General features: G+C 42.3%; 16 protein-coding genes. 4 read left to right on the top strand and 12 right to left on the bottom strand.

Features of this window, described 5'->3' with window-relative positions; translation table 11 throughout:
- Nucleotides 1-3 precede the first annotated feature (3 nt).
- Together fldA and fur are read left to right on the top strand one after the other, a co-directional pair.
- Nucleotides 4-531, top strand: a complete 528-nt coding sequence (gene fldA / locus JF50_RS12775; protein WP_039609842.1) for a flavodoxin FldA — start codon at nucleotides 4-6, stop codon at nucleotides 529-531.
- A 117-nt stretch (nucleotides 532-648) separates the two neighbouring features.
- A complete protein-coding gene (gene fur / locus JF50_RS12770; protein WP_039609841.1) occupies nucleotides 649-1,095 on the top strand; it encodes a ferric iron uptake transcriptional regulator in 447 nt (148 codons plus the stop codon).
- 98 nt (nucleotides 1,096-1,193) lie between these two features.
- On the opposite strand, the gene JF50_RS12765 is transcribed toward fur, so the two are convergent.
- From JF50_RS12765 to glnS, 3 genes are all read right to left on the bottom strand, one after another.
- Nucleotides 1,194-1,493, bottom strand: coding sequence for a hypothetical protein (locus JF50_RS12765; RefSeq protein WP_039609840.1), 300 nt, complete (start codon nucleotides 1,491-1,493; stop codon nucleotides 1,194-1,196).
- Nucleotides 1,494-1,614: 121 nt separating this feature from the next.
- Nucleotides 1,615-3,426: a protein kinase domain-containing protein gene (locus JF50_RS12760; RefSeq protein ID WP_039609839.1), complete on the bottom strand. Its 1,812-nt coding sequence runs from the start codon at nucleotides 3,424-3,426 to the stop codon at nucleotides 1,615-1,617.
- Nucleotides 3,427-3,523: 97 nt separating this feature from the next.
- Nucleotides 3,524-5,185 (bottom strand): glutamine--tRNA ligase, encoded by a 1,662-nt coding sequence (glnS, locus tag JF50_RS12755; RefSeq protein WP_039609838.1) that lies wholly within the window; start codon nucleotides 5,183-5,185, stop codon nucleotides 3,524-3,526.
- A 568-nt stretch (nucleotides 5,186-5,753) separates the two neighbouring features.
- Between glnS and JF50_RS12750 the strand changes: the two genes are divergently transcribed.
- Nucleotides 5,754-6,026: a hypothetical protein gene (locus JF50_RS12750; RefSeq protein ID WP_152614539.1), complete on the top strand. Its 273-nt coding sequence runs from the start codon at nucleotides 5,754-5,756 to the stop codon at nucleotides 6,024-6,026.
- Between the two features lie 249 nt (nucleotides 6,027-6,275).
- A complete protein-coding gene (locus tag JF50_RS12745; protein WP_039609836.1) occupies nucleotides 6,276-7,136 on the top strand; it encodes a hypothetical protein in 861 nt (286 codons plus the stop codon).
- Between the two features lie 397 nt (nucleotides 7,137-7,533).
- Here the strand turns inward: JF50_RS12745 and JF50_RS27165 are convergent, their stop codons facing one another.
- The 9 genes from JF50_RS27165 to JF50_RS12705 form a co-directional block, all read right to left on the bottom strand.
- Nucleotides 7,534-7,701 (bottom strand): hypothetical protein, encoded by a 168-nt coding sequence (locus JF50_RS27165; RefSeq protein ID WP_160290474.1) that lies wholly within the window; start codon nucleotides 7,699-7,701, stop codon nucleotides 7,534-7,536.
- A 42-nt stretch (nucleotides 7,702-7,743) separates the two neighbouring features.
- Nucleotides 7,744-8,349, bottom strand: coding sequence for a hypothetical protein (locus tag JF50_RS12740; RefSeq protein WP_052262281.1), 606 nt, complete (start codon nucleotides 8,347-8,349; stop codon nucleotides 7,744-7,746).
- Between the two features lie 81 nt (nucleotides 8,350-8,430).
- Nucleotides 8,431-8,874 (bottom strand): hypothetical protein, encoded by a 444-nt coding sequence (locus JF50_RS12735; RefSeq protein ID WP_039609835.1) that lies wholly within the window; start codon nucleotides 8,872-8,874, stop codon nucleotides 8,431-8,433.
- A gap of 84 nt (nucleotides 8,875-8,958) precedes the next feature.
- The gene (locus JF50_RS12730; protein WP_039609834.1) at nucleotides 8,959-9,540 is read right to left on the bottom strand and encodes a hypothetical protein; all 582 of its coding nucleotides are present in this window, start codon (nucleotides 9,538-9,540) and stop codon (nucleotides 8,959-8,961) included.
- Nucleotides 9,541-9,688: 148 nt separating this feature from the next.
- Nucleotides 9,689-13,366 carry a contractile injection system tape measure protein gene (locus JF50_RS12725; RefSeq protein ID WP_039609833.1) on the bottom strand — a complete coding sequence of 1,226 codons (3,678 nt, stop codon included), beginning with the start codon at nucleotides 13,364-13,366 and terminating at the stop codon, nucleotides 9,689-9,691.
- 2 nt (nucleotides 13,367-13,368) lie between these two features.
- The gene (locus tag JF50_RS12720; RefSeq protein ID WP_039609832.1) at nucleotides 13,369-18,384 is read right to left on the bottom strand and encodes a hypothetical protein; all 5,016 of its coding nucleotides are present in this window, start codon (nucleotides 18,382-18,384) and stop codon (nucleotides 13,369-13,371) included.
- On the bottom strand, nucleotides 18,381-21,053 hold the full coding sequence (locus JF50_RS12715) for a hypothetical protein (protein ID WP_039609831.1): 2,673 nt from the start codon (nucleotides 21,051-21,053) through the stop codon (nucleotides 18,381-18,383). The genes JF50_RS12720 and JF50_RS12715 overlap by 4 nt, the downstream gene beginning before the upstream one ends.
- A gap of 99 nt (nucleotides 21,054-21,152) precedes the next feature.
- Nucleotides 21,153-24,365 (bottom strand): hypothetical protein, encoded by a 3,213-nt coding sequence (locus JF50_RS12710; protein WP_039609830.1) that lies wholly within the window; start codon nucleotides 24,363-24,365, stop codon nucleotides 21,153-21,155.
- 158 nt (nucleotides 24,366-24,523) lie between these two features.
- Nucleotides 24,524-24,925, bottom strand: coding sequence for a GPW/gp25 family protein (locus JF50_RS12705; RefSeq protein WP_039609829.1), 402 nt, complete (start codon nucleotides 24,923-24,925; stop codon nucleotides 24,524-24,526).
- Nucleotides 24,926-24,938 lie beyond the last annotated feature (13 nt).

Here is a 24,938-nt window from a genome sequence, read left to right as displayed (position 1 = left end):
TTAATGGCAAGCGTAGGTATTTTTTTCGGCAGTGATACGGGTAACACCGAACACGTTGCTAAACAGATCCAAAAAGAGCTAGGTAAAAAACTAATCGATGTAAAAGACATCGCTAAAAGTAGCAAAGCAGACATCGAAGAGTTTGATCTTATTCTATTTGGTATCCCTACTTGGTACTACGGTGAAGCGCAATGTGACTGGGATGACTTTTTCCCAGAGCTTGAAGAAATTAACTTTGAAGGCAAGCTAGTCGCTATCTTTGGTTGTGGTGACCAAGAAGACTATGCTGAATACTTCTTAGATGCGATGGGCATGGTAAACGACATCGTAGCAGAGCGCGGTGCAATTGTTGTTGGCCACTGGCCAACTGAAGGCTACGAATTCGAAGCATCAAAAGCACTTGTTGATGACAACCACTTTGTTGGTTTAGGTATCGATGAAGACCGTCAACCAGAGCTTACTGAGCAGCGTATTAAAGCTTGGTGTGCACAGGTATATGACGAAATGTGTTTAAGCGAATTAGAAGATTAATTCATTGAATTAATAAAACAAGCTTTGACTTGTTGCCCGTGCACGTTATTCTTAAGAAAATGGTCGTGCTTATTCTTAAGAATTGAAGTAAAAAGATAATAGATTGAGACAGATTAAATGACTGATCACAACTTAGAGCTTAAAAAGGCGGGCTTAAAAGTCACCTTACCGCGTATTAAAATTCTAGAGATTTTGCAATCTCCTGAAAATCAACATATCAGCGCAGAAGATGTTTATAAAATTTTGCTCGACAAGGGCGAAGAAATTGGCTTGGCTACGGTATATCGTGTACTGAACCAATTTGATGATGCCGGTATTGTGACACGTCACCATTTTGAAGGCGGCAAGTCAGTTTTTGAATTATCAGGTAGCACTCACCATGACCACTTAGTGTGTTTGAAGTGTGGCAAAGTTATCGAATTCGAAGATGAAGTGATTGAAACTCGTCAAGTAGAAATTGCGACCAGCAATGGCATTAAGCTGACGAACCACTCTCTTTACCTTTATGGTGAGTGTGTTGACGAAGATGAGTGTAGAAGATTTACTGAATCTGACGAATCTTAATAGCAAACTGCTTCTAGTTTGTTATGATTAAGCCAGCAAATTTGCTGGCTTTTTTCTTTGGGATTTGTATAAAAAACGCTTAAATCGTGCGCTTATTTTCACGCCTTTTCGATGCTGTAAAGTGCATCAGCAACCTGTTTCAGATCAACCTCACCTACAAAATCATTCGATAAAGTTAAAATAGCATTCAAATTATTTTTGAGTTTTTCATGACACATTGGTTCAGGTTTAAGCGCTGTTTGCAGCAAATGCAAAGACATATCGGCTATCAATAATCTTTGCTTCTCAGACCAATCATCATCTCCTTCAACGGCAGTGTGATGGACGATTGCTTGCTCAACTTCATCGTGGATCCCCCAACTCAAGGTTAAGATCTCCTGTCTTTTTACTTTATCCATAGCTCCCTCCTATTTCTTAAAAGGTTGCTACATACTCAGCCAAATTTCAATTGACAATTCGTCATATACCAGTTCAATTTTTACTATTTATTTAAAGGCTCTTAACACTCGCATTCCCACTCTACGACTTTGGATTTTTTGGAAAGTAGTTATCCGGTTGCTTAGGACACAATTCAAATTCTCGGGTATTTTTGTAAGGCAGCTTCATAAACCCTGCTACACCATAGTCTTGAATACTCACTGTGTATTGAATAATCTCCTTTAAAAGCGCTGCAAAGGCGACCTCTTGCTCAGCATCAAGCAATCGATAATAGTAGTGAATTTTCAATCGGTCACTCAGTGACTCAAAAATAATACAGCCTGTGTGGTGAATTTTATTTAGCTCAAATACACACTGGATAATTTGCTTAGGCAATTGCAGTTGCTCATCAGGGTCTTTACCATCTTCAAAATAAGAATGAGGTCGCGTCACCTCTGACGCAGCCACATGGCTCACTGTATACTGCAACTCAGGAAGCTGCTCAAAGATATAAGCACCTGTTTCGTCTCGTTCTAATTGAATTGTTTGCCTCGCATCAAATAAACAACACTTAAAAAGACCTTTTTGCTCAATCCCCTGCGCCAGCATAACCGTGGCGTTGACTGCATCTGTAAACGCACTTTGTAAACTATCATCATGCAGCATCAAACTGGACTCAACAAATAAAGACGCTTGCTGCCAATGAAAGCTCAGTCCCCCTACAACCGGATATTTAGCTAATCGACTAATAGAAGCTAAAAATGCTTTTTCAGTGTCCCCCGTATCAAATAGGAACTCTTTATAATACCTATCTAGCTGTGCATCATTTACATCCAGTAATTGTTGATTATGATCGGCACGACGTAAGAACTGTTTTCTTGAACTATAAACGACAGTATCTGGCAAATCAGTTTGTGAAGAAGTCCAAAATGGTATATCCGCTTTGAGTTGAGGTGAGTCAATATCAGGCAAGTATACTTTGGCCATCGCAGGCATATTACGCATAAAATAATCACCTGCTGCATCGCGGACCACTTTATCTTTACTCAACATACCATCAATAACTCTTGAAAACTCCACGGGCAATCCCAAGCTGGTTGCTGGAATTACTTGCGCACCAAAGCGACATGATTGTGCGCTTGCCAGCGCATAGATAGTCGAAGCAACGCCTTGCTCATCAAAGCGCGGAGAAGACCGTGAACCCGACATTTGTTCATCACCAATAAAATACACATCCCCCATTCGAGCATTCGTACTGGCGATATCAGAGGACATTAAATCCATGATATTACTGGCGACAGGCTCACCATGTACGTCTATTTGAGCATAAACAGAGCTACCCCAATCAACCAAAGAGAACGCATCAGATTGCTGATCCCAAACAATATTTGAAGGTTTTATGTCCCCATGAACCACAGGCTGTAAGGACATACCATTTTTTCGTTCTCTCAAGTCTAACAAAACATTGCGTAACTTCAGGGCTAAATGAACCAAGACATGTGGCTTTAGCCGCCCTTGTTTTAACGAAATTTGCTCAAGGTCTTCACCTTGGGCTCGAGCCATCATTAATATTCCCTGTTTTTTCACACGTTCAAATGCAAAAAACTCTGGCACCATAGGATTATTAATTTGAGATAACATATAAGCTTCATCTTCAAGCCGATCTCTTACGCTCTGCGCCAGCGTGATACGAGAAAATTTGAATACCCACTGCGCGCCACTGTCTTCAACACCTGCAAATACAAACCCAAAGGCACCAGAGCCTATAAGTTCAACATCTTGATACCCAAGCAACGACAATTGCTTTTTACAAATGTTTAGCCATTGACGGTGTTTTTTTGCGTCATGGTGAGATAGCAAATATATCGATTGCTGTTCATTAATGTAGAAATTGTGAATTGACTGTTTGCTCACGGCGCGACTTAATAAAACTAATTTGATGAATATATTGAAAAAAAGGCCGACAAATGTCGACCTTTTTTCATAAATAATAGCGTTAAATTAAACTGCTTTACGCTTTTTCAATTTTTGCCCATGAGTCACGAAGACCCACCGTTTGGTTAAACGTCAAAGCTTCAGACTTATTGTCTCGGCTGTAATAGCCTAGGCGTTCAAACTGAAAACCTTGTTCAGCATTCGCTTTGGCAAGTGAGGGCTCAAGTTTAGCATTTGCAATCACAACCAATGAATCTGGGTTTAGCGTAGTTGCAAAATCTTCTGCGGCAGCTGGGTTTGGTACATTGAATAGACGGTCATACTGACGTACTTCCGCTTCGATGCAATGTGACGCTGAAACCCAATGAATTACGCCTTTAACTTTACGGCCATCTGCTGGGTTTTTACCAAGCGTGTCGGCATCATATGTACAATAAATAGTTGTAATATTGCCTGCATCATCTTCTTCAATGCGCTCCGCTTTGATCACATAAGCATTACGTAAACGCACTTCTTTACCCAACACTAAACGCTTAAACTTTTTGTTCGCTTCAACGCGGAAGTCTTCACGTTCAATGAAAATTTCACGAGTAAATGGCAATTCACGCTCACCCATTTCTAATGTTGGGTGATTTGGAGCAGATAACATCTCCACTTGGTCTGCATCATAATTTTCGATAACAATTTTAACTGGATCTAAAACAGCCATCGCACGTGGTGCATTTTCATTTAGGTCATCACGGATACATGCTTCAAGCATCCCCATTTCAACCATGTTATCTTGCTTTGTAATACCAATACGCTTACAGAATTCACGAATAGATGCCGGTGTGTAACCACGACGACGTAGGCCCGCAATGGTAGGCATACGCGGATCATCCCAGCCTTCTACCTGACCGTTCACGACTAAGTCATTAAGCTTACGCTTGGACATCACGGTATATTCTAGGTTTAAACGAGAAAACTCAATCTGCTGCGGTTGACACTCAATGCTGATGTTCTCAAGTACCCAATCGTATAAACGACGGTTGTCTTGGAATTCAAGCGTACACAATGAATGCGTGATCCCTTCTAGCGCATCTGAAATACAGTGCGTGAAGTCATACATTGGATAAATGCACCACTTGTCACCAGTCTGATGGTGATGAACAAAGCGTATACGGTAAATAATCGGATCACGAAGTACCATAAACGAGCTTGCCATGTCGATTTTTGCTCGCAACACACACTCGCCTTCTTTAAACTCGCCGTTTTTCATTTTTTCGAAAAGTGCTAAGTTCTCTTCAGGTGAGGTATCTCTGTGTGGGCTATTTTTACCAGGCTCAGTCAGTGTACCACGATATTCACGTGCTTGTTCGGGAGACAAGAAGCAGACATATGCGAGGCCCTTTTCGATCAGCTCTACAGCATAGCTGTACAATTTGTCGAAATAGTTTGATGAATAGCAAATTTCACCATCCCATTCAAAGCCTAGCCATTTAACATCTTCTTGAATTGAGTTTACGTAATCGATGTCTTCTTTTTCTGGGTTAGTATCGTCGAAACGTAAATTACAAAGACCTTTATAGTCCTGAGCAATGCCAAAATTTAGGCAGATAGACTTTGCATGGCCAATGTGTAAAAAACCATTCGGCTCTGGCGGGAAACGCGTATGTGTCGATGCGTGTTTGCCACTTGCCAGATCTCCGTCAATGATATTTCTGATGAAGTTTGTTGGGCGATTCTCTGTATCCGCCATAGGAGGTCTTTCCTCTGAATTTGTAGCTTGTTAACTGACGCATTATTACAAATTAATCAGGTAACTTACAGCGCTTATCGACCCTTAAAGTCGATTTATTTAATGTTTTTTGTATGCTGCACAATTTACATACAACTTCATTAGTTGTTCCTTCCAAGCGGTTTTTCAAGTGGGCATCATGCGATAACAAATATCAAAATAATTTTAAAAGAATGACACCGCGCTAACTCACTTTGCAACTCACGCCATTAACGTCTTCAAAAAACCAAAATGATAACTCCCAATTTACACATACCACAGTGTATCAAGCTTATTCACTAATGAGGTTCACCCATCACAGACGGTTTGTTTCATTTTTTCCTCATTGGCACAAGCAAACACCTCTAGACAACAAGCTCCGCTTATTAAAACTAGAAAAAGCGCAAAATCGCCTTATGCCACAATTAAAAATAAAGCATACAATTTTTTGTTCACTTTTCATTCATAATGTGTTTTATTTATAGGGTCTAATCCAACTTAAATGGAAATAGGTTGGGCAGTTAAGTCAATTAGAGGTAATCAAGGAGATATGATGATGAAAAGTATGTTGGCACTCTCACTAGGTTTGAGTGTGTCTTTTAACGCCATTGCGCACAGCTCAGAGAAAAAAGTTCAGAACGCTAGCTATAAGGTTTGCCATTACAAACTCGCGGCGGCTAAGACTAAAGTATCTTCATACCCGTTATGGGAGAGAAAAAAAAGGCACACGTGGCAGAGTTGTCCACTCAGTTGGACGCTTTCTGAACCCGAGAATAAAGCACCAATTGGCGTGTACATTTATCTTTATACGACATACCACTAAACTTATTTTATTGCGAAATCCGCCACACCCTTGATGCGTTAAATGAAATAATACTGCCATAACATCATTTTATAGAGCTCAATAACGATGAGCTCCCCGATAAAAATCCATACAAATTCATTAACTTCTAAATGTATAGAAAATAAAATAAGATTCAAAAGTATTACTTTTTGCTATTTTAGTACATCTTATTTTTCTTGAATATGCTTACACTTTTTTGGACATATACAGCATGTAAAGGAAAACTAAATGCAAAATACAACGAAAATATTGAGTATTTTAGGATTAACGGCCACCATAAGCTCTTCATTCGTCTATGCTCAAGGTCATGAAAATTCGGCCATTCGAGTTATGATAGACCAACAAGGGACCCCCTATCTTCACAAAGACGATAATGTTGGAACATGGCAAGCAATTCCACTGCCCTATTATCAAAAGGCTGTAGCCGCTTCCGGTGGTTATTTTCACTATCGCCATGAAAGTGGCAACAGTCCAGGTTATGCCTTCGATGAAGAGGCCACATTCGCAGTAGGCGAATATGGCATGATATTTAGATATCAAAACGATGCATGGCAACACATTTTTGGATGTTGGGATGCGAGGGATGTATCATCTCACAGCCCTAAATACGCTTATTGTGTTAATGCCAGTGGTGATTTGAAACGCTTCAATCTTAACAATGGTAATTTTGGTGGGAGTTATGGCATTGACGGCAAAAAAATCACCAAAGTGGATGTCAATCGACAAGGAGATGTTTGGGCACTCACACAAGACAATGGAGTTTATGTGCGCAGAGGCGATCACTGGTCACAAGTAGAGGTTGTCTGCCCTAGAGCGTGTTCCTTTAAAGATATCGCCGTCGGCGCTGGCCAAATATACCTCACGGCTCATATCGTTAAAAATACCTTAGGCGAGCAACAAGTCTACCAATTAAATGGCTCGAAATTAGAAAAATTCGGAGATTTTTATAATATCGAGGTTGATAGAGATAACACCATTTGGGCGATTTCAAATGAATCTAGGACACTGCACTACAAACGCCCCGGCATGATTAACTTTATTGAAGATCACCGTATAAATAGTGTGTCAGCCAACGACATAGGTGGTTAGTTTTACTGCGAACTTACATAGCTTGAGCGCTTAACGCTAAAAAGTGCCAAGCTATTTGTGTGTAAAACCGAGCGCATTGAACTTATTTGCCACTCGGTCTCCACCAAGCCATTAGAAAAAAGATGACTAAGCCAAAAGGTATTAAAGCCGCAATACTACTAACATACCCTTGTACATGCACTAGCTTTTCAAATGGTGCAATGACGCGTCTATTTTGAGTGATATTTACTATTTTATTATTATTTGAAGCGTCATACCAGACTCGTACTCTGCCATTGGGTAACCCTTGCTTAACCTGTCTATAAAATGGAAAATATTCATTGACAGTAAAAGGGACATTCTTAATCGTAAATTGAATTCTTTCAGAGCAATTTCGTCGCTTGTTGCACGGTATTTCTTATACAATGACCGGCGCAGCTTGAGACACAATTGAGAAATCCGCCAGAATCGGTCGATTAAGCTCTGTTAAATATTGTACTAAAAAAGTAGCTATTAACCCTGCTACAAAGATAACAATAGAAATGGTCACTTTTTGCATACTTTCACTCGCTTTAAAGCGCGACATTCAAAATCGATCCTAATTGTAAAAAGCTGCCGAAGCAGCTTTTTAAGTTGTAGTCAAATAGGCCAAACGCTGCTTAAATCGTTCACTTGGCACTGTATTCCACAGCTCTCTATCAGACATCTCTTTACTAAACGCCTCAAGGTCATTTTGTACTACATAGCGCTGAATTCGTCTGCGCGTTGCTGGGGTGTAATCCCCTCGGTAGCGTAAATCAATCAAAATTTCCTTGATCTTGGGGTGAAGGTTTTCCCAGTCCACGGGCCCATAGACTTCAACACAATCAGCTTTATCACATATTCTCTTGACGTCTTTTGACATGACTTCGTAGGTTTGCTCGAATAAAATCACTTGCTCCTTTGGGCTCACTTCAAAGCCTTCAAGACCATGAGTCTTTATAAACTGCTGTGCCTGTGACCCATATAAGCCTGAAGCTTTTGCCAAAACTTCTGCATCCTCAAAGGCAACGCCAGCTTCGCTGAGCGATTTGAGTATTTGTTTTGAGCTGCGATGTTTGAGGTCAAATCCTCGGCCAATTGTCAGGCCAGAATACTTTGAAGGCACATGTAACACGCGACTATGGTAACGCCCACCTTCTTGCCCTTCTTGTTCAAAGGTAAATTGGCCAACTTTCGGCTGTTGTATTGTCATAGTGCTTTCCTTAATTGTTCTAGTTCATTGCTTAAACTAGTAGTATAAATGACTACCTATATTGGGTAATAAACCCATAATTCAAGTTTTAGCAGCAAGAATCATGTTTTCTAATCGCCTATTTTCAATGAGCGAGAAATAATCAACTCCTGCGATGAGCCACTCGATGAGTTTGTTTTCAGGTAATGTGTTTATCTGATTTAAAGTACACTCACACATTTGGCTACTTAAATTAATATTAAAGTAGTTTTGCATTTCACTGAGCATAACTGAGAGGTAGCCTTGAGCATTAATTAATAACAGTAACCCTGCGGCTTGTTGATTCTGGATTTCCTCACCTTTGAGCTCTGACCAAAGTTCAAATGCATAAATATGTTCAAATATTCGTTCAACCTCCTTTTCACTAAACCCATGGTTATACAGACTTTGCCAGTAAATCAATGGGTCTGAATTACAATATAAACTTTGACGCGTTTCGCTCGTGTTAGAAAACGCATATTGAAATGCCTCTTGATAATTTGCCACTGTGACTCTCCTTAGCATATTTAAACACCGACGCAAACAGATGAGTTTTGTGACAAAAAACCAAGACGTGTATTTGACCTTTTATTAGCTTAACTTCCCTCTGATCTGTAAAAAAACCAGGCTTAGAAAATCCGATGCCATGGACTTAAATTCACTGTGGTCCTCAAAATTGGGCGGAAAGGGTAGATGTGGAAACTGCATATCCGCAGTCGGTATATTTTGATAGTAATAATCATCAGCAAAAAATAGAGGCTGAGTCTGGCTGGTAACAAGATCTGTAATATATTTTGCATATATAAACGCATGGTTCGGCCTTGTAAAAATCAACAATCTATTTTGCGTTAAACCAATATCTTGATCGTCTTGATTACCTGAGAATAATAAAGATACTTGCGTGATCACTTCAATCGCTGAACTTTCTTCATATAACGTCTGTTTTTCTATCTCGATATCTGCGGTATACCCTTGTTCAATGAGTAACGATTTTACTAACTCTAGATGTGGTAATACCCTGCTTGTAAATAAGTTATTCAAATGTTGGAGCAAATACCGACGATTATACTCCAAATAAGCTTGTACTTTATTTTCCGCAACTTGATACTGCTGTTGGCGCACCTGATGTTCCTCGATTAAGGCGCGTAGGTTTGAATGATTATTTACAGGCATACACTTCTCCATATTGAATTGGGACTGGCTCAGAGTTTGCGAGTCCATTTGATAATTGGTTTTGGGCGTTGAAGCGCACCACGTCAAAAGATGCGCTTTCATTTTAAGTTTTATTGTGAATTTAAGGTCATGGCTTGTGAACGCTATGCTAAAAGCCGTAATCCCACTCGATGTTAATAAGATCGGTGTCTAACCAAGGTAATTGCACTATCCCTAGGCCCCAAGGTAGTTTCATAAGTAGTACATCTTGAGGTTTGTTCTCGACAACAATACTCACACCATTGGCAGTGAGCTTTACTTCTCCCCTCCTCTGCAAGAACATGTGTCTAAATGCATCGATGGGCATATCTTTGAGCGCTTCCCAGCGGTTTATCGCAGCTTTAATGAGGGTGTGTAATTCATCTTGTGCTTCGCTATCTATAACAAGCGTCTCTTCATCAAACTCATGGTCAAGTTCTAGGCCTAGCAAGGCATTAATCACATACGTTTCTGCGCTATTTGCCTCAATCCCAGCCAGTTGACACAATAAAGCATGCGCTTTTTGTTGAGCAGCTAAATCCGCAAACGTGATCTGACCGCTTTCAGCTGTAATAAGTAACTCTAACTTAGTGAATAAAATTTCTAAAAATGGCCACAGCAGCACCACACCGGCGTCGTCACTAATAAGACTCTCTGTTGATTGCTGATATTGATGTCGTAGCTCATTTAACATGTGTTCACTGTGCGCTTTTAAAGGCTCAATACCAGAATGTTTCAGGTTATTTTGATACCTACGTACCTGTTTTGACAGGCATGCAGAAATACGTTCGACCCGACGCTGTTCTTGTAGCCGCTGCGACATCTCTTTTACGACTGAGTGTGATATTCCCTTTTCAACCACTTTAAGGTCTGGTTTATTGCTCATATCTGTGCGTATTGCAGACACCGAACTATTGGTGCTTTGACCCAGCTCTGCGCAGTTCAATGCAACCACAGCATCATCATCCGAAGTCACCTCCCCAAGCAAGGCGCCCTTTTGTTTTTTAGTTGCTTGAAGCCGTTCCTCATAATGAGTTAATAATCGAGTCACATCGGTAAAAGTTCGAGCTTCAACATATTCACTGATGTCATGTATAGTAATAAAGTTTTGTTCAGAACTTGTTTGGTGAACTTGCTGATGACTTCCTGCGTTCAAATACACATCTGACAGGCCATCATGGTGTACATTTACTAAACTTCCTGAGTCATCTTTTGCAAAGTGACTATCAGGTACCAGTGATACATCTAACAACTCTAGCCACCACATTTGCCCTTTCTGTGCTTGCGTTTTCAAATAAGGGTTTAGCTGATAGCTCTCCTCCCGCACAGTATTCAGTTTGACAATTGCACTATTCAAAATCTCATTTAATGACGGTGTACTTAGTGATAGACAATGGATCGAACACACTTTTTGCCAACTGCGCAGGTATATCACCATATACACAAGCAGTTCATGATTATCGTGTAGCTGGATACTCGCTTGATTGACTTTGATAGTGTGCTTAAGTGCATCACAGTATCGTAATAATTGAGAGGCGATGCTCAACATTCTGGCCAATTCAAGACTTGAAGATTTAGACAGCGACTGACGAGCTACTTCTGGTACCGTTCCACTGTTACTTGATTTATTTTTACTACTTAAACTGTGCTGCGACTCACTCAGTGCTTGCTGCTGCTCTTGAGCTTGTGACTGCATTTTATCAGCTAACTCACTTTGTAATTTTTGAACGTCACGGATCTGATAAATCGCCTGTTCAAGGTCTTGACTAAGCTGTTCACAAACAGAGAGCAAACTTGCAATTGAAGACAAGCTTTTAGCAGTGTGTGTATAAACACCGTCGTAACACTGATTGATATTTTGCGTTGCCAAAACCGTCGTTGAACTCAAATCTGAAGCATATTTTCTGAGCAGCGACTTTAACTTTTCTAATCTTGCACCTTTCAATTCGGTGTTCAATATCAATCTTTTACTGTCATTTAATCGTGGAGCTACCGCCAACAACGTTAATCTGAGCTGTGCAGCCTCTACCTGCTCCAAATATTTTTCAGATGTGCTTCCACACACAATTCGCAGTGAAGAGTCAAATTCACTTACGCTAGTGAGAGACAACGGTGTTGTAACTTCAGACCCGTCTTCAAGCTTATGAGTGTTTTTTTCACGCCGCTCTATTAAGTTTGAAGTATCGTCTTTTAGGAGCAAATGATTAGCCACTGAACCTTCGCTGATACGGATGGCACTGTGCTTACCCAGTATGTATTCATTATCTAACCAGCGTTCAACCTGTTGAAGCAGTTTTTCATAGCTCGGTAACGCCACAGCAAATGTAAAGTCACTGATTGCATGAATTGAAGGTCCGAACATACTCTTAAATTGGTCGATATATTGCCAAGGTATATTTTTGATTTGGCACAACACCGCATATAAACGACGAGCATATACCGGCCTAGATTCAATTACTTTTTTACGTTTTATCCATCTGTATTCACGAGCGATCAATGCCAGTGCATAATTAACAGCTCGGCGCTTAGACAACAAGACTTGCTCCGTACCGAGCTGTGATTTCAACAGGTGTTTCAAAGGGGTCAGCACAGATGCTGGTAAGCGCTGCTCAATATCGTGCTGAGCAACAAACTCACGCCACAGCACTTGACTATAAAAAGGCAATTCACCGGCAGTAACATGTGTATCAATAAGCTTAAGTAACCCTTCTAAGGCTCGGATAGTTTTTCTGCAACCACTACCAAGCTGCCCCTGCAGCTGAGCAAGCAAATATGAAGCCTCTTTTTGACGCGTTTGGTTAACTGTCGTTTGTTGCTCTCCAACAGGACTATAATCATCCAACAGTTTAGCTAATCCGCTAGGCTGATAAGGGGTTATCAGTGCACGAACACTTGCCACAGCCCTTTCCTTAACCTTTGCTTTATCAATCAGCTGCACTAATGCCTGACAGTCAGAACGGGTCAATTCAGTCGAAGCTTTAACCGTGAACCAAGTTGATAAATAGCGAAGAGATATATTGTTGTTTTTTATTCCACTGACCACACACCTTCTTATTAGCTCTGAAAACTCTGGCTGCGCTACAGACATTTGAAAGCTTTTTAACACGAGCGATAAACTGTGCTGGCGAGTATTCAAATCTGATGCATGTATGATCCGAAGTGTTTCGATATCCTGCCATAGCTCAATGCACTCAGGTAGTGACAACTTGGACAAAAATGCCTCAGAGCTTCTAGAAATGAATCCATCGCTAATAACAGAAAATGACGCGGCAAGGTAATCAGGATCTTGATATATCGCCTCGACAAACCGCCTTCGCATACTTGGCCATTCTGCACTGTTGAGCACCATCAAAAATAACGCTGGCTGGTGCTGTAAACTATGCCAACAAGCCGCCAATACTCTTTGCCAAATATGCGCACTCTGCTCGCTTTTTGCACGTTTTAACACATCGTTCAACATCAGCGGCGCCAAAAGGTAATTCTGTTTTTGAGCGCCACTCAAGTACTTAATTAATTGCTGCTCAACCGCAGTATAAAAGGCAGGACTAAACACCCTATTAAAATAATTACTTGGGTCACGTGCTAACGCATTTAGGTCAATATCTGGTAGCTCTATTTCAATATCTTCCAAAGTCACAGGCGCGATACCTGACTCCGCGATTGGCCAGTCTAATTCAAGTTTATTTATTTCCTTATACAACCAGTTTTTAAACAGTGACTCTAGGTCAGCAATACTGTGCTGACCTAAACTCACTAAGTGTGCAGGGGCTTCTAATTCAGCCCCTATTTGACCTATTGCTAGCTTCATGGTTAAACGTGGTCGTTACGCCAAAAGAAGCGAGAGTGATTCATAGGCTTGTCTAAATACAGCGCATGCCACAAGAAATCACCATGGTGTTCTTCTTGCTCTTCGAGGTGATAGCAGCCCATGCTAAAGATATGGTCTCCGTCACCTTGCTGTGCCGTATTACGTCTCCAGAACCCTTTACAGATCAAGTTTTGACATTTATAAGCGCCGCCACCATGTAGCTGTGCAGTATTATTGATTGCAACTACTTCACTGTCATCACAATGTGCAACAGCACCTCCGCGTTCGGCTTGGCAATTGTGTGCTTGAATATTGGCATATCTCAAGCCATAAGCCGCCCCACCTTGACGGCCTGCTCGACAATTGCGGATATTGTTCGCGGTGATGTTAGTCACATCTTCGCCATAAATCGCTCCACCATCACCACTGACTGCATGGTTCTCAATCACACAATTAAGTTGTATTTGATCGGCGTAGCGTAAGTTAAATGCACCGCCGTTTCCTTCATAAGCACTGAGCTCTCTGGACACTTCGTGGATTGCACCATCAAATGTGAAGCCGTGCATTTCAACATGTTTAACCATCGCGTCTCTGTCACCACGGATCAAGAAGCGACATCCTGCATGTGCTTTGACAATGCGTGTTTCACGCTCATTAAAACCTACAATGCTCAAGTTTGAACCGACTTCAACGGCATTTTTCAGTTTATAGGCTCTAGAAACCTGGCGATGACCATTGTGTGGGAATAATAAGATCGTCATATTATTCAAGCAATCTCTCGCAAATATCTCGTCAAACTCTTCTTGATTATGGATCGCAACAACCTTCTTACCGCGTCCAAAGCGCCATGCATGTTCATCCACATAGGCTTTAACAGCAGCTTGAGTGGCAAGTACATGATCTGACGCCATCTCACCGCCCAGTTCACAGTCTGACGATATTGCGTCAATCTGCGGCCCTTGTGGTAATTGAAGTTGCTGTGGTGCAATCTGGCCTTGAACAGCACAATCACCCACAATTTCAGCCCCCTGTTGTAGGTTAAGCTTACTCTCGAGGACCAACTCACCAGTCACAGTCAACGAGTCCGATACGCGTGCATCGCCACGGATATCTAACTTGTGCTCAGGTGCTTTACAGCCAATACCAACATTCGCATTGCCATCAACAATCAGCTCTGAATTACCGCGCACAGCCACATCTAGCGCAGCTTCCCCTTCACTGGTATTAACTGACACCATCGCGCTGTCATTATGTGAAATGCCCACTTTAACACTGTGTTCTACCGCTAAGCATGCAGCATTTACGGCACCACTGATATACGAATCACCTTTAACATGCGTGTCGTTACCAAAGTTTGTTTCACCTTGCACGGCTAAATGACTATGAATATCTACATGCGGTTTAAACACGACCTGATTTGCCGCATCTAAGCCTTCAACGACTAAGCTGCCACGTACCGTTGTATCTTTATCAAAGTGAACCGCTTCTTTAAAGAATGCATTACCCCTTACTGTCAGCTCCTCACCTAGGTGCAAGCTTTTAGCAAAGTCGGCGTCAGCCAGAAGATTTAGTTTGCGCTCTATGGTTGTTAGGCCCTCAATTGTGACAGTATCTTTAAATAAGGCATCATCGTATACGGTCAAGTCAGAGCGCAGCTCCACATCACCTAAAATCTTCGCGCCATCTAAACACTCAAGTTGGCCGGTACCACGCAATACCCCATTGAGCTCAATATCACCTTCGACCTTAATATCACCTAAAATATCCAGCTCAGCTTCCGGTTGTGCATTGCGGATCCCCACTTTGCCATCTTGAAATACAATTGGGTTAACCCCTTTGTGATAAACGGCTAAGCCATACTCAAAGTGGTTTTGCTCGACACTAAACTGGGCGTTACGGCGTATTGTAGATGCGTCTTCATCTTGCGCGTGCATAGCCAGGCCAATTCTGGTTTCACCCTGAAATTCTGAAGTGCCATAAATGTTCACATTACTTCTGAAGCTGGCATACTCATTGACGTGTAGACTATCATCTATTTCGACGCGACCATTAACAGTCAAATCCCTTCTAAAACAGGCATCTTCCCCTACATCTAAAATGTAATCTGGGCGCTCTACACCCAATCCTAAATTGCCATGGCTAAACACCAACTGTGCCTTACCACTTGGGTCATCTATACGAAGTGCTTGTTGATCCGTTTCACAGATATGCACTCGCGCAGTCGCTTGATATGGTGCTAAGGACAAATTTCCCGAGATAGTCGCATCGGCTCTAAAACTAGCATCATTATTTACGGTCAACGCATCGCGACCTTCAGTGCCCTCAATTTCGACACTACCACCAGCATAATGCTCGCCAGATACTGTTAAGTTCTCCCCAACTTGAGCATTGCGTCTCACTGCCAAGTTAGACTTGATTTCGCTATTACCATCTACCGTGTGATTAGCATCAAACTGCACGTCACCCGTTGTATGTAGTTCACCCTCTAGTATTGATTCTCCAGATACTGTCAGAGCAGCGCGCTGTACATCTCCTGAGTTGTTAGTCACACTCACATGCAGTCCGTTTTTCAACTCTGCATGACCCATCAACTTAGATTTTCCGTCTACTGTTAACGCAATCCCATTATCTCTAATAGTGAGTTGGCCCGTAATATCAGCCAAACCAGTAACCGCAAAATTAACGCCACCTTCTGGGATCATTTGATTAATAGCAAGCTGGCCTGCAGCTGCCAATATTTCCGCATCTTGTGCTTGATTAGTGATTCTAAATACGGGGTTTTCTGATAATTGAGTGAGCTCAAATTGGCTATTCGCAAAATTGACTGCGATGTGCTCGTTTTCAACAATGGTAAACTCATCAAATAAATGTGTATTACCATACACGTGCAAATCTGCGGACTTCTGCTCAGTACCCACTTGAGTTTGTATCAAGGTCGCACTGAAACCACCAAATTCACTGTTCTCACTGGCAACGTAAACGCCTTTAAGGGCCGTGATATCTTTATCAAACAATGCAGATTCACCGACATGTAAGCTCTGCTGCGGGTTATTTTGGAACAAACCAATTTGCTTGCCCGTTGCATTGATGACTGACGTTGTGTTTAAGCCGTCAAAAAAGCTGACATCCACACTTTGTGGTTGGCCGTTGTGGGCTAGCACAGCCAATTTTGCGTTGGTTGTCCAATCACTTTGAACCGTGTTAGATGCAATCACCACATGTTCACTAAAGTCCGCCTGGTAAATAGTCGCCTCATGAGAAACGTCTAGATCAGGCGTTGTGATATCCCCTTTAACCGTCAAAGATTGAGCTTGGCCTGTACTACCCATCACTGCTTGGTCATTATCAATACGCAGTAATGGATTACCTTCTTTATCAGCAACTAGCAAAGACGGGTGATTTGTGGCTGTACTTTTCACCGTCAACGTCGCTTCATGGTTGCCTACCTGCTCACCCACAGTGAGATTATGCCTCACTACACCATCGGTTGCTTTTACTAAGGTATCGGTCGAAATCTCCTCACTCGCATGCAATGATTTAAACGTAGCATGTGCAGTGACATCGAGGGTGGTATTAATAAGTGCGCCTGCATCTGTTTGTACCGGTGTGCTAGGCGTTTCGCCGACTTGAAGCTGGCGCGTACGTGTTTGACCGCTAACTTGGGCATCTTGACTAACCGACAGCGCATCAAGCACCGTACTCCCCGCTGTTAAGGTATCTGTAACCTGCACAGTCTCCGCATTGACTTGTCCAGCAGCAGTCAAATCATCTGAAATGTATGTATGTGCAAACATATTGATCGACTGTTCACCCGCTAGTGGCATATTCGTGACTTTCACCAAATTACGACTACCATCACCAATATTCAGTAAGTCACCGTTGCCAGCCTGAATATCCACTTTTGCATTCGGTGTTTGCGCTCCCACCGACAGCTTGCCGTTGACATACGCATCACTTTCTACGTTCAAATCGCCCGTAATGTCTGCTGCTTGTTCTATGCTCACAGTCCCAGAAAAGTGCGCGCGCCCGTCTTCATTTAGCGAGATGTGAGGGTGGTCTTTATCTTGTCCAACTAATACCGAATCCGCAACATGGAAGCGCGCTTTAGGCACACTTGTACCCACCCCCACTTTACCTTCTGGGTTGATAATAAAAGGCGTGTTATCTTGGTTTAAATCATCCACTCGGAGTAGATCGCTCGTGTCTGATGAACGTTTGCCAATATGCAATTTCGCCAAGGTGCTATTTTCATCTAGGCCAACACCTAACATCGGCGCTTCTACATGCTCTGTAAAGATGGCATTTTGCGCACTGAGCTCACCGAGTAACATGGTACGCTCTGCGACCGATAGCATCTGAGTTGATGTATTACCGCTCACACTGGCATCATTCACAATAGAGATTGAGTCAGCTTGGATATGACCTTCAACGGCAACATCTGCGTTCACTTCAACATCACCATAAGCGGTAATTTTTGGATTATCATCATCATCTAAGCCCGCTTCCAATGTCTGGATAGTGCCTTTACTGACAGATAACGCGCCCGCTCTTAAGTGCTGATTAATATCCGCCGTTTGTGACTTTAAGCCCTCCGTTAACTTTGCGCTGCCAGAGACGCGTAAAACCTCTTCTGCGTCAGGTAATACTTTGACTTTGTCATACACAGAAACGCTTTGCGCATCGGCACTGAGCACCTGCATTTCGCTATCACCATCACAAACAACCAGTTCGTGATCAATTTTGACGGCATCAGTATCCACGCGTAAACGCGGTGTCTCACCATCTGGATTGACTGTGAGAGGCGATGTAACCGCTATTTCTTGAGTTTCTCCGACTCTCTCTACTGCGATCGGGTCGTCTATTTGATTAAAGCCTGAGCGAATAAGAGATTCAAAATCATCCCCTGTCGGCGTTTTGAGATCATCAAACTTTTCAATTAATTCTGCGCGGCTGCGCTTAGTTACTATAGATGTTTGGTCACATTCGACTAACACTTCTTGGTCACTGACTTTGTTCATTCTTCGTTTCCTTCAGGATCTATGCGATTTGGCACGCTGGTCGCCACGATAAATTTCGAAACCACCGCGGTATTTGAGTTAATTTGTGAAAAAGACACAGGTAATATTGGTTTAAGAAAAGGGAGTGGAGAGTATCCAACCGTAAACCGAGTATTGCTTGATTGTGCAAATGCATTAGGTGTACAAATGTGGTCGATACACAACTGTGTGGCTAAATACAATACTTGATCTTCGCTAAACCCATCAGGGTAAAGCGCACTGTGTTCATTGATAATTTGCGCAACCGCGCTGCGTACTTGCGCATAACTTTGCTCATCAATTTCAATTTCATTAGGCAAAGGTTCATATGCATACTCAGACAATATCTGCACAAGATACGCTTCGAGTACTTCCATACCTTGAGGCTTAGCCAGCACGTAATTAATGATGTTTTCAATCATGGTACCTGGCTCAGATACCAGCACAGTTTCCAACAAACCGCCGATATCTGCTGCGACACTGGCAATATGAGCTTGGCCTTCTGCAAACCTTTCACGTTGTGCCTGACCGTAAAAATTCAACCAACCAAAATATAAGCGTTCAAATAAACTCATCTGCTCTCGCGTCAACCAGACACATTGAGCAGACAGGTGCAAAGGCTTAAACTTGCCTATTTGACTTTCCACTAACGCTCTAAACGCGTTATTTTGTAAACGAGTCGTCCAGTTAGGTAAGACACAATATAAATTGCCCGACGAGTCATTCCCCAGTAGATCGCTTTCCAATAAATAAAAGCTCTCTCTGTTATGGGTCGCTAGCGGCATCTGGCCATGGTGCGAAAAACCAAGGCTGCGCATCACTAAGCGACTCAGGCTCGCAGTATGCGCTGTTTTTGGTTCTTTCGATAAATAATCAAAACCGCGACAACGATTTTCTCCCAAAGCGCCAATCTCATTGAGTAATCGACACTTATCAATGTACTGGCGCAGTAATACTAGACGTAATAATAGATCCTCATGTTCGCTCGGATCATTCTGGCAGGCACCAATCACATTGACATAAAAACCAAATACTTCGCGATATTTCAGCAGGTTTGCATTCGGAAGTTTAATGGCAAAACGTGCCAGCAAATGCGCGATACTGTCGTTCAAGCGCGTTAACTGAGCTACTGAAAAGTCACTTTCTAATTGCTGCTGTAAACCTTGTTGTTGATACGCGTCTAATGCCAATTTTACTAGGTGATTAACGCCACTAATGCCTGTGACCGCCTGACTCAATTGCGTGTGCGGTAAAGCTTTGACTCTGTGCCAAAACTCATCAAGTTGCCCTTGCGAAAGCGCTTCGCTGGACAACATTCGATCCATAATCTGCCCTAACCGCTCGAAATGCGTATATTGAGGCAAAGCCAAAATATGAGGTAAAACATCCAGTTGCTTGTGCTGATCAGCCAATATTTGATCAAACAAGTGTAAATACCCTTTAAATTGTAATAATTGTGCTTTTTGATCAGAGTCGATATCTCGGTTTAAAGACTGCTCTGTCAGCGCATAAACTTGTGGCAATTCATGCTGCAGTGAACGGTATTGACTCAAAGGTAAGAATCGATGTGACTCTTGATTTACTTGCTCGGCGAGCCCTGATGTGTGTTCAACGATGCGCTCGCCGATTGCATACCTAATGGACGCAATTTCATCTTCATCAAGTACATAACTTTGACCTTCAATGACTAAAGAAATAGCATCAAAGAATTGTGTACTCAAAAATCCTAACTCAGGTGCCAAGTTTACTGAACTAGGGTCTAAGTCTTGAACTTCAACTTGCCAGTATTCATAACCTGGCTGAGCACCTTGATCTACGATAAATCTAAACTCTTCAATCTGTTCAATATTCGGGTGAACTCGCAGTGCATCTAAAATATCGGAGCTATAGAGGTGCTTCTTAACCGGTGTGCTCTCTAAATCTTCGTCTAAAATGAAGCCATTACTTAAAGATGGACCTACGTAGATATCCTCTACATACATCCCTTTATCCAATAATTCCTGACTAGTGTAACGGGTTAAATTAGGCGATATTTCAAGTGCGACTTTACTCAAAATATCGGCCATCACGTGTACAATGTCTTGCGCATCTTTGAGTACCAAATGCATACCCAATTGCACAGGTACAGACTGATAAAATTCAATCTTACCCAGTTGATGCGTTATACAACGAGCTGCGGAAAACGTGTGATGGATTTTTTCTCGCAAGCTATCTTGTGATGCCTGTGCCGATGGTGAAGTCAAAACAATCACATCAAAAATTGTCGCGCCAGTCGCGCGTTCATCGCGAACAGAAATCGTAATGTTCTTTATCTCTGTGATATCAAGCAACAAACGCCTATAGTCAGCAAGCGTAACGCAATGGCTAAACATCACTTGCTCCAAGTTTAAAAACTGCGTCGGTGCGAGAGACTCACCAGGCTCAACCGCGATAAGATCCTCAACGGTATAATTGAGTTTATAGCTTAAATCCGATAGCACATAAGCCAATACTTCAAGCAAGGTAATGCCTGGATCAAATACATTGTGGTCGCTCCATGTATCGGGTGCGAGCTTTTGTAGCTGTGCTATCCCCTGTGCTCGCAAACCATCTAGATCTTGCCCAGGGTTTAGCACAGCATCTGAAGCAATTTTCAGTGCGTTGGTTTCCATGATTTTCCTTTGGAAAGTAAGTCGATATGGGAGATGACGCCAAACCTTCAAGATTGTGAAACGGTTTATTAATTTGGCGTCGCTTTAAATGTAAGTAGCTTATTGCACAACAAAATTATGCTGAATTTTCCATTTTCCAATCCCTTCAAATACGTCACCATCTACATTCGTTAAAGAGATTTTATGATTGCGTGTCGGAACTAAAATTTCGCGGCTTTCATTAGGCGAAATTTGAGAGTATTGCCTGATCAGATCATCCATACGTTTACCTCGGATCACCTGTACCATGTTGACCGCTTGATGGGCTTCTAACGCCTGTGCTACATCCGCCAAATAGATGGTTTGCGATAACTCAGCATCCGGTTTGTTCCATGGGGTTAAGGTATCCACAATTAAGTCGTTTAGTTCAACTACGGTGGTCTGAATATCAAATCTTGGGTCAATCTGAATGATGATTTCTAGCTGCACTTCAATATATGTTGGATCTTCAACTTTAACATTGAGATATGGCGCACAGCGGGCTGTCACTTCATCCTGTATTTTACGCATCAAGTAACGAGGTACTTTGGGTTGTAAAATATTCACATCATGGTTAAGCGGAATGACAGTGATGTTTACACCATCAGCATTTTGATAGGCATTCACAGAGTGTAATTCAGGGAAAGTCTGCAACGTAAAATGCTCATAATCCCACCCCGTTTGAAGCCTATCTCTGTGCCTTAAGCGCTCACTGACACGCCGATATAAGCGACTATCATCTTCTTTGACCTTGGCACCAAAGCTATCAAATGGCTGTTCAATCGACGCGATTAAAGGGTCCGTCACAGTTAATTTACTAATGCTCCCAGCTGCCAACGGTTTTAAATAATGAGATTGAGCATGTTCAGCTGAACTAAGCGTAATTTGGACGGCCTGAGCATAGACGCCTTTTAGTTTTGAATAGATAGGGTTGACATAGCCATCTTGCAGTACCTCTGAATCAATGACGGCTCTTATCCAGATCTTACCGTCTTGATTAAACTGATCCGCTAAATCAAATTCAGGTAAAGAGAAAATAATGATCCCCGAATCTAGCAAGTCATAGGTATTGTCTTGTAATATTCGCCCTTCTTCACCGCTGCCTTGAGAGTCTTCTCGACTAAAGAGGTGCCATTGCCCTTGATTGTAGTATTCCCACTTAAACTGCGGAGGCTCGGAAAAATTGTAGCCATCAACCGCTTCTAGTTGAAACAGTACGCTGCATTGGCCAGGTGTTGGAAGATCTCCAATAGCTAGATACAAGTAACCCAAATCGTCTATTTTCGGCATTAAATGAAGCGTATTTTGCTGCTCCAATATTTGCAGCTGTCTGCCAATAGGTGAAATATGTTCTATCCATATAGAGTTACCTATGGCAGCCCTTTGCGCCCGAGAAATACTTTGCGTTCGATAATGTAATTTGACTGAGTCTAATAATGGGGTATACGGCTCTGGTACCTGCGTTGGCATAAAATCACCATCCGCAGGATTCCAATTTGCTAACTTAATACTATTTTGAAACGCATAATACTCAGATACCTTAGTATATTGCGGGTGACCAAAATCTTGATTGGATAAAGCCAAAGTGTACCATTTGGGCCATAATTTGGCTTGGGTCAAATTGAATGGCAAAGACAGATAATCCACATCACCATTGTCGTCATCGTAAGTAAAAACCAAACGGTTAGTCGCGATATTATTCACAACATCAGGTAATTGACCGGTGTTGTCTTGCACTATCAACGTGCGCTCATCGGGTGTCAATTCATTATCAGACGCTTGCCATACCAAGTCGTTATAAAATAAGTCCGCAACCAATTTGCTCTGCTCACTGCTATAAGTCACGTCCGATTGCGATATCAATACTTGGTTTCTTGGCCAAGCCTCACTCGCAAGTTGAACAGACTCAGTTGGTGGTGTCATTGCACTCTGATAGTCCATATAAGTTTGGTAATGCGCGTCAAAATCTGCCGGTCTACCCACCCAATTAAATTCAATACTTGCCCTTGTCACTCTTTTACTTAACAGCTCAGGGTGCGTGAATTCGAACTTCTCTGCCAGCTGAGGGGTAAAACCAAATGGTTCAAAGGGCTTAGTGGTATCTAAAAAGCCAGTACCATTATTGGCAACCAAGCCACTTGCACCAAGTACGGTCACCGCCATTCGTACTTCTTGAATTTCGCTGACAGCTAAGTTTGCCAGTGCTTCCACTCTTTCATTAAGATCCAATGCATACAGCGCGTCGTATTTTGACTGCTTTAACACAAAGGCGATATAAGGGAGCACCATGTCTTTGCCAATCATTAAATCAGCGACAGGGGCAATGGGCGCAAATAGCTCATCAACATGAATCACCAGTTCATTCTCACCATTGAGGCTAAGCTGTTCTGAGCTTAACAGCACCGCTTCTTCTTCGGTACTTAACCAAATATCAAAGCTCTCAATCCAAAGTGATAAATCAATGGGCGTTTCGCCAAATTCATCGGTAGAAAAACGCAGTGAGATAATGCGTTTACCACTACTCAAAAAGAGATCCTGAGAAGCAACTTTAAAGCCAATCTCTACCGGTAATTGAGTTTCTGACATTTGTTTATCGCCAAATGTCATTGCACTACTTTCAAGCTCAATCCCCAATTCAGTATCCAGTAAGACATTGCGACAGATCTTCACGCCACTTGCAAAGTGCGCTTTGTTCACCGTTGTCACCGTCTCTACCACTGCACGATTTATCGCACTGGGTTCAGCCAATTGGTAAATTCGCTCTTCGCCGTTGTCATCTTTGCCGCCATCAAACTGAGTGCCAGGTTGCAGCGTCAGCGACTCGACCTCGTTTAGTTCGATTAAAACATGGGCTGAATCAGGCGTTGCACTTTGCAACTCAAAGCCCAATACATCGCGATAATAATGGTCAAGGTGGCGTTGAACAAAATCGTTAAACTGCTGTTGGGTATGCTGTAACAGGTCAACAAATGTAAGTAGTAAAGACAGGTCTGGTCGGCTCGCCAATCGGGTCGTAAGTTCATCGCCGCTTCCTACCAGAATTAATTTGGCCAGTGCGGCAAACTTACCTGGCTCAGGTAACACTTTGTACCAAGTTTGTACTGGCTGCCACGTTGCTTGACCAATAAATTGGGTGTGTTGCGCGACAGAAGACAAGTAAGACAGCCATTGCTCAATCGTACGCGGTTCTATACTGAAAAAATCACTGGAAAGCTCGGGGATCTGTCGTGCGGTTTGACTTAACCCTTTACCGTTGCCAGAGATAAGTGATTGACTACGAGACTTAAAAGTCATGAGATTACCTTATTAATGTTATTAATGAGCATACCTATGCACTACTAGGTCAATTTAACCTTGGTAAAAGGATAAGCGGTGCGGGTCTGCATATTGCTTGGCGAGCAAGGTCGAAATGGGTGATTCTGTGGGTGATACCAAATGTTTGAAACGCGGGTTTAAACAGACTGCTCGGCGAGATAAAACGGAAACACCATATTGCTGCGGCTATTGGTTTTGCGGATCAAATAAGTGAGCTCTATTAATAAGGCACCTTCGTACACATCTGACATATCAAACGAAATATCCTCAAGGATAATTCTCGGCTCATAGTTTAAAAGCACCGCAGAAACTTCTTGCTTAAGCGTGACCAGTGCGGACTCACTGACATCCTCAAAAACAAAATTAGATAAACCGGAACCCAGCTCGCTCCAATAAGGCCGCTCGCCTTTGAGTGTATTGAGCGCAATAGAAATGGCCTGTTTAACCAATGTCTCTCCGTCTTCCATATCAGGCCCTGAATCCGGGCTGGTAAACTGTGGTGGGAATCCCCACCCTCTACCCAGAAATGAATTGTTCATAGCTACCTCCTCG

This window comes from Pseudoalteromonas luteoviolacea (genome assembly GCF_000814765.1).
In the GTDB taxonomy this organism is placed as follows: domain Bacteria; phylum Pseudomonadota; class Gammaproteobacteria; order Enterobacterales; family Alteromonadaceae; genus Pseudoalteromonas; species Pseudoalteromonas luteoviolacea_H.
This window is presented reverse-complemented; position numbering and strand designations above follow the sequence as displayed.

Excerpts from the sequence above, each read along its gene's own strand:
- fldA (WP_039609842.1), top strand. The coding sequence starts at position 4 with ATGGCAAGCGTAGGTATTTTTTTCGGCAGTGATACGGGTAACACCGAA.
- fur (WP_039609841.1), top strand. The coding sequence starts at position 649 with ATGACTGATCACAACTTAGAGCTTAAAAAGGCGGGCTTAAAAGTCACC.
- JF50_RS12765 (WP_039609840.1), bottom strand. The coding sequence starts at position 1,493 with ATGGATAAAGTAAAAAGACAGGAGATCTTAACCTTGAGTTGGGGGATC.
- glnS (WP_039609838.1), bottom strand. The coding sequence starts at position 5,185 with ATGGCGGATACAGAGAATCGCCCAACAAACTTCATCAGAAATATCATT.
- JF50_RS12750 (WP_152614539.1), top strand. The coding sequence starts at position 5,754 with ATGATGATGAAAAGTATGTTGGCACTCTCACTAGGTTTGAGTGTGTCT.
- JF50_RS12745 (WP_039609836.1), top strand. The coding sequence starts at position 6,276 with ATGCAAAATACAACGAAAATATTGAGTATTTTAGGATTAACGGCCACC.
- JF50_RS27165 (WP_160290474.1), bottom strand. The coding sequence starts at position 7,701 with ATGTCGCGCTTTAAAGCGAGTGAAAGTATGCAAAAAGTGACCATTTCT.
- JF50_RS12740 (WP_052262281.1), bottom strand. The coding sequence starts at position 8,349 with ATGACAATACAACAGCCGAAAGTTGGCCAATTTACCTTTGAACAAGAA.
- JF50_RS12730 (WP_039609834.1), bottom strand. The coding sequence starts at position 9,540 with ATGCCTGTAAATAATCATTCAAACCTACGCGCCTTAATCGAGGAACAT.
- JF50_RS12725 (WP_039609833.1), bottom strand. The coding sequence starts at position 13,366 with ATGAAGCTAGCAATAGGTCAAATAGGGGCTGAATTAGAAGCCCCTGCA.
- JF50_RS12720 (WP_039609832.1), bottom strand. The coding sequence starts at position 18,384 with ATGAACAAAGTCAGTGACCAAGAAGTGTTAGTCGAATGTGACCAAACA.
- JF50_RS12715 (WP_039609831.1), bottom strand. The coding sequence starts at position 21,053 with ATGGAAACCAACGCACTGAAAATTGCTTCAGATGCTGTGCTAAACCCT.
- JF50_RS12710 (WP_039609830.1), bottom strand. The coding sequence starts at position 24,365 with ATGACTTTTAAGTCTCGTAGTCAATCACTTATCTCTGGCAACGGTAAA.
- JF50_RS12705 (WP_039609829.1), bottom strand. The coding sequence starts at position 24,925 with ATGAACAATTCATTTCTGGGTAGAGGGTGGGGATTCCCACCACAGTTT.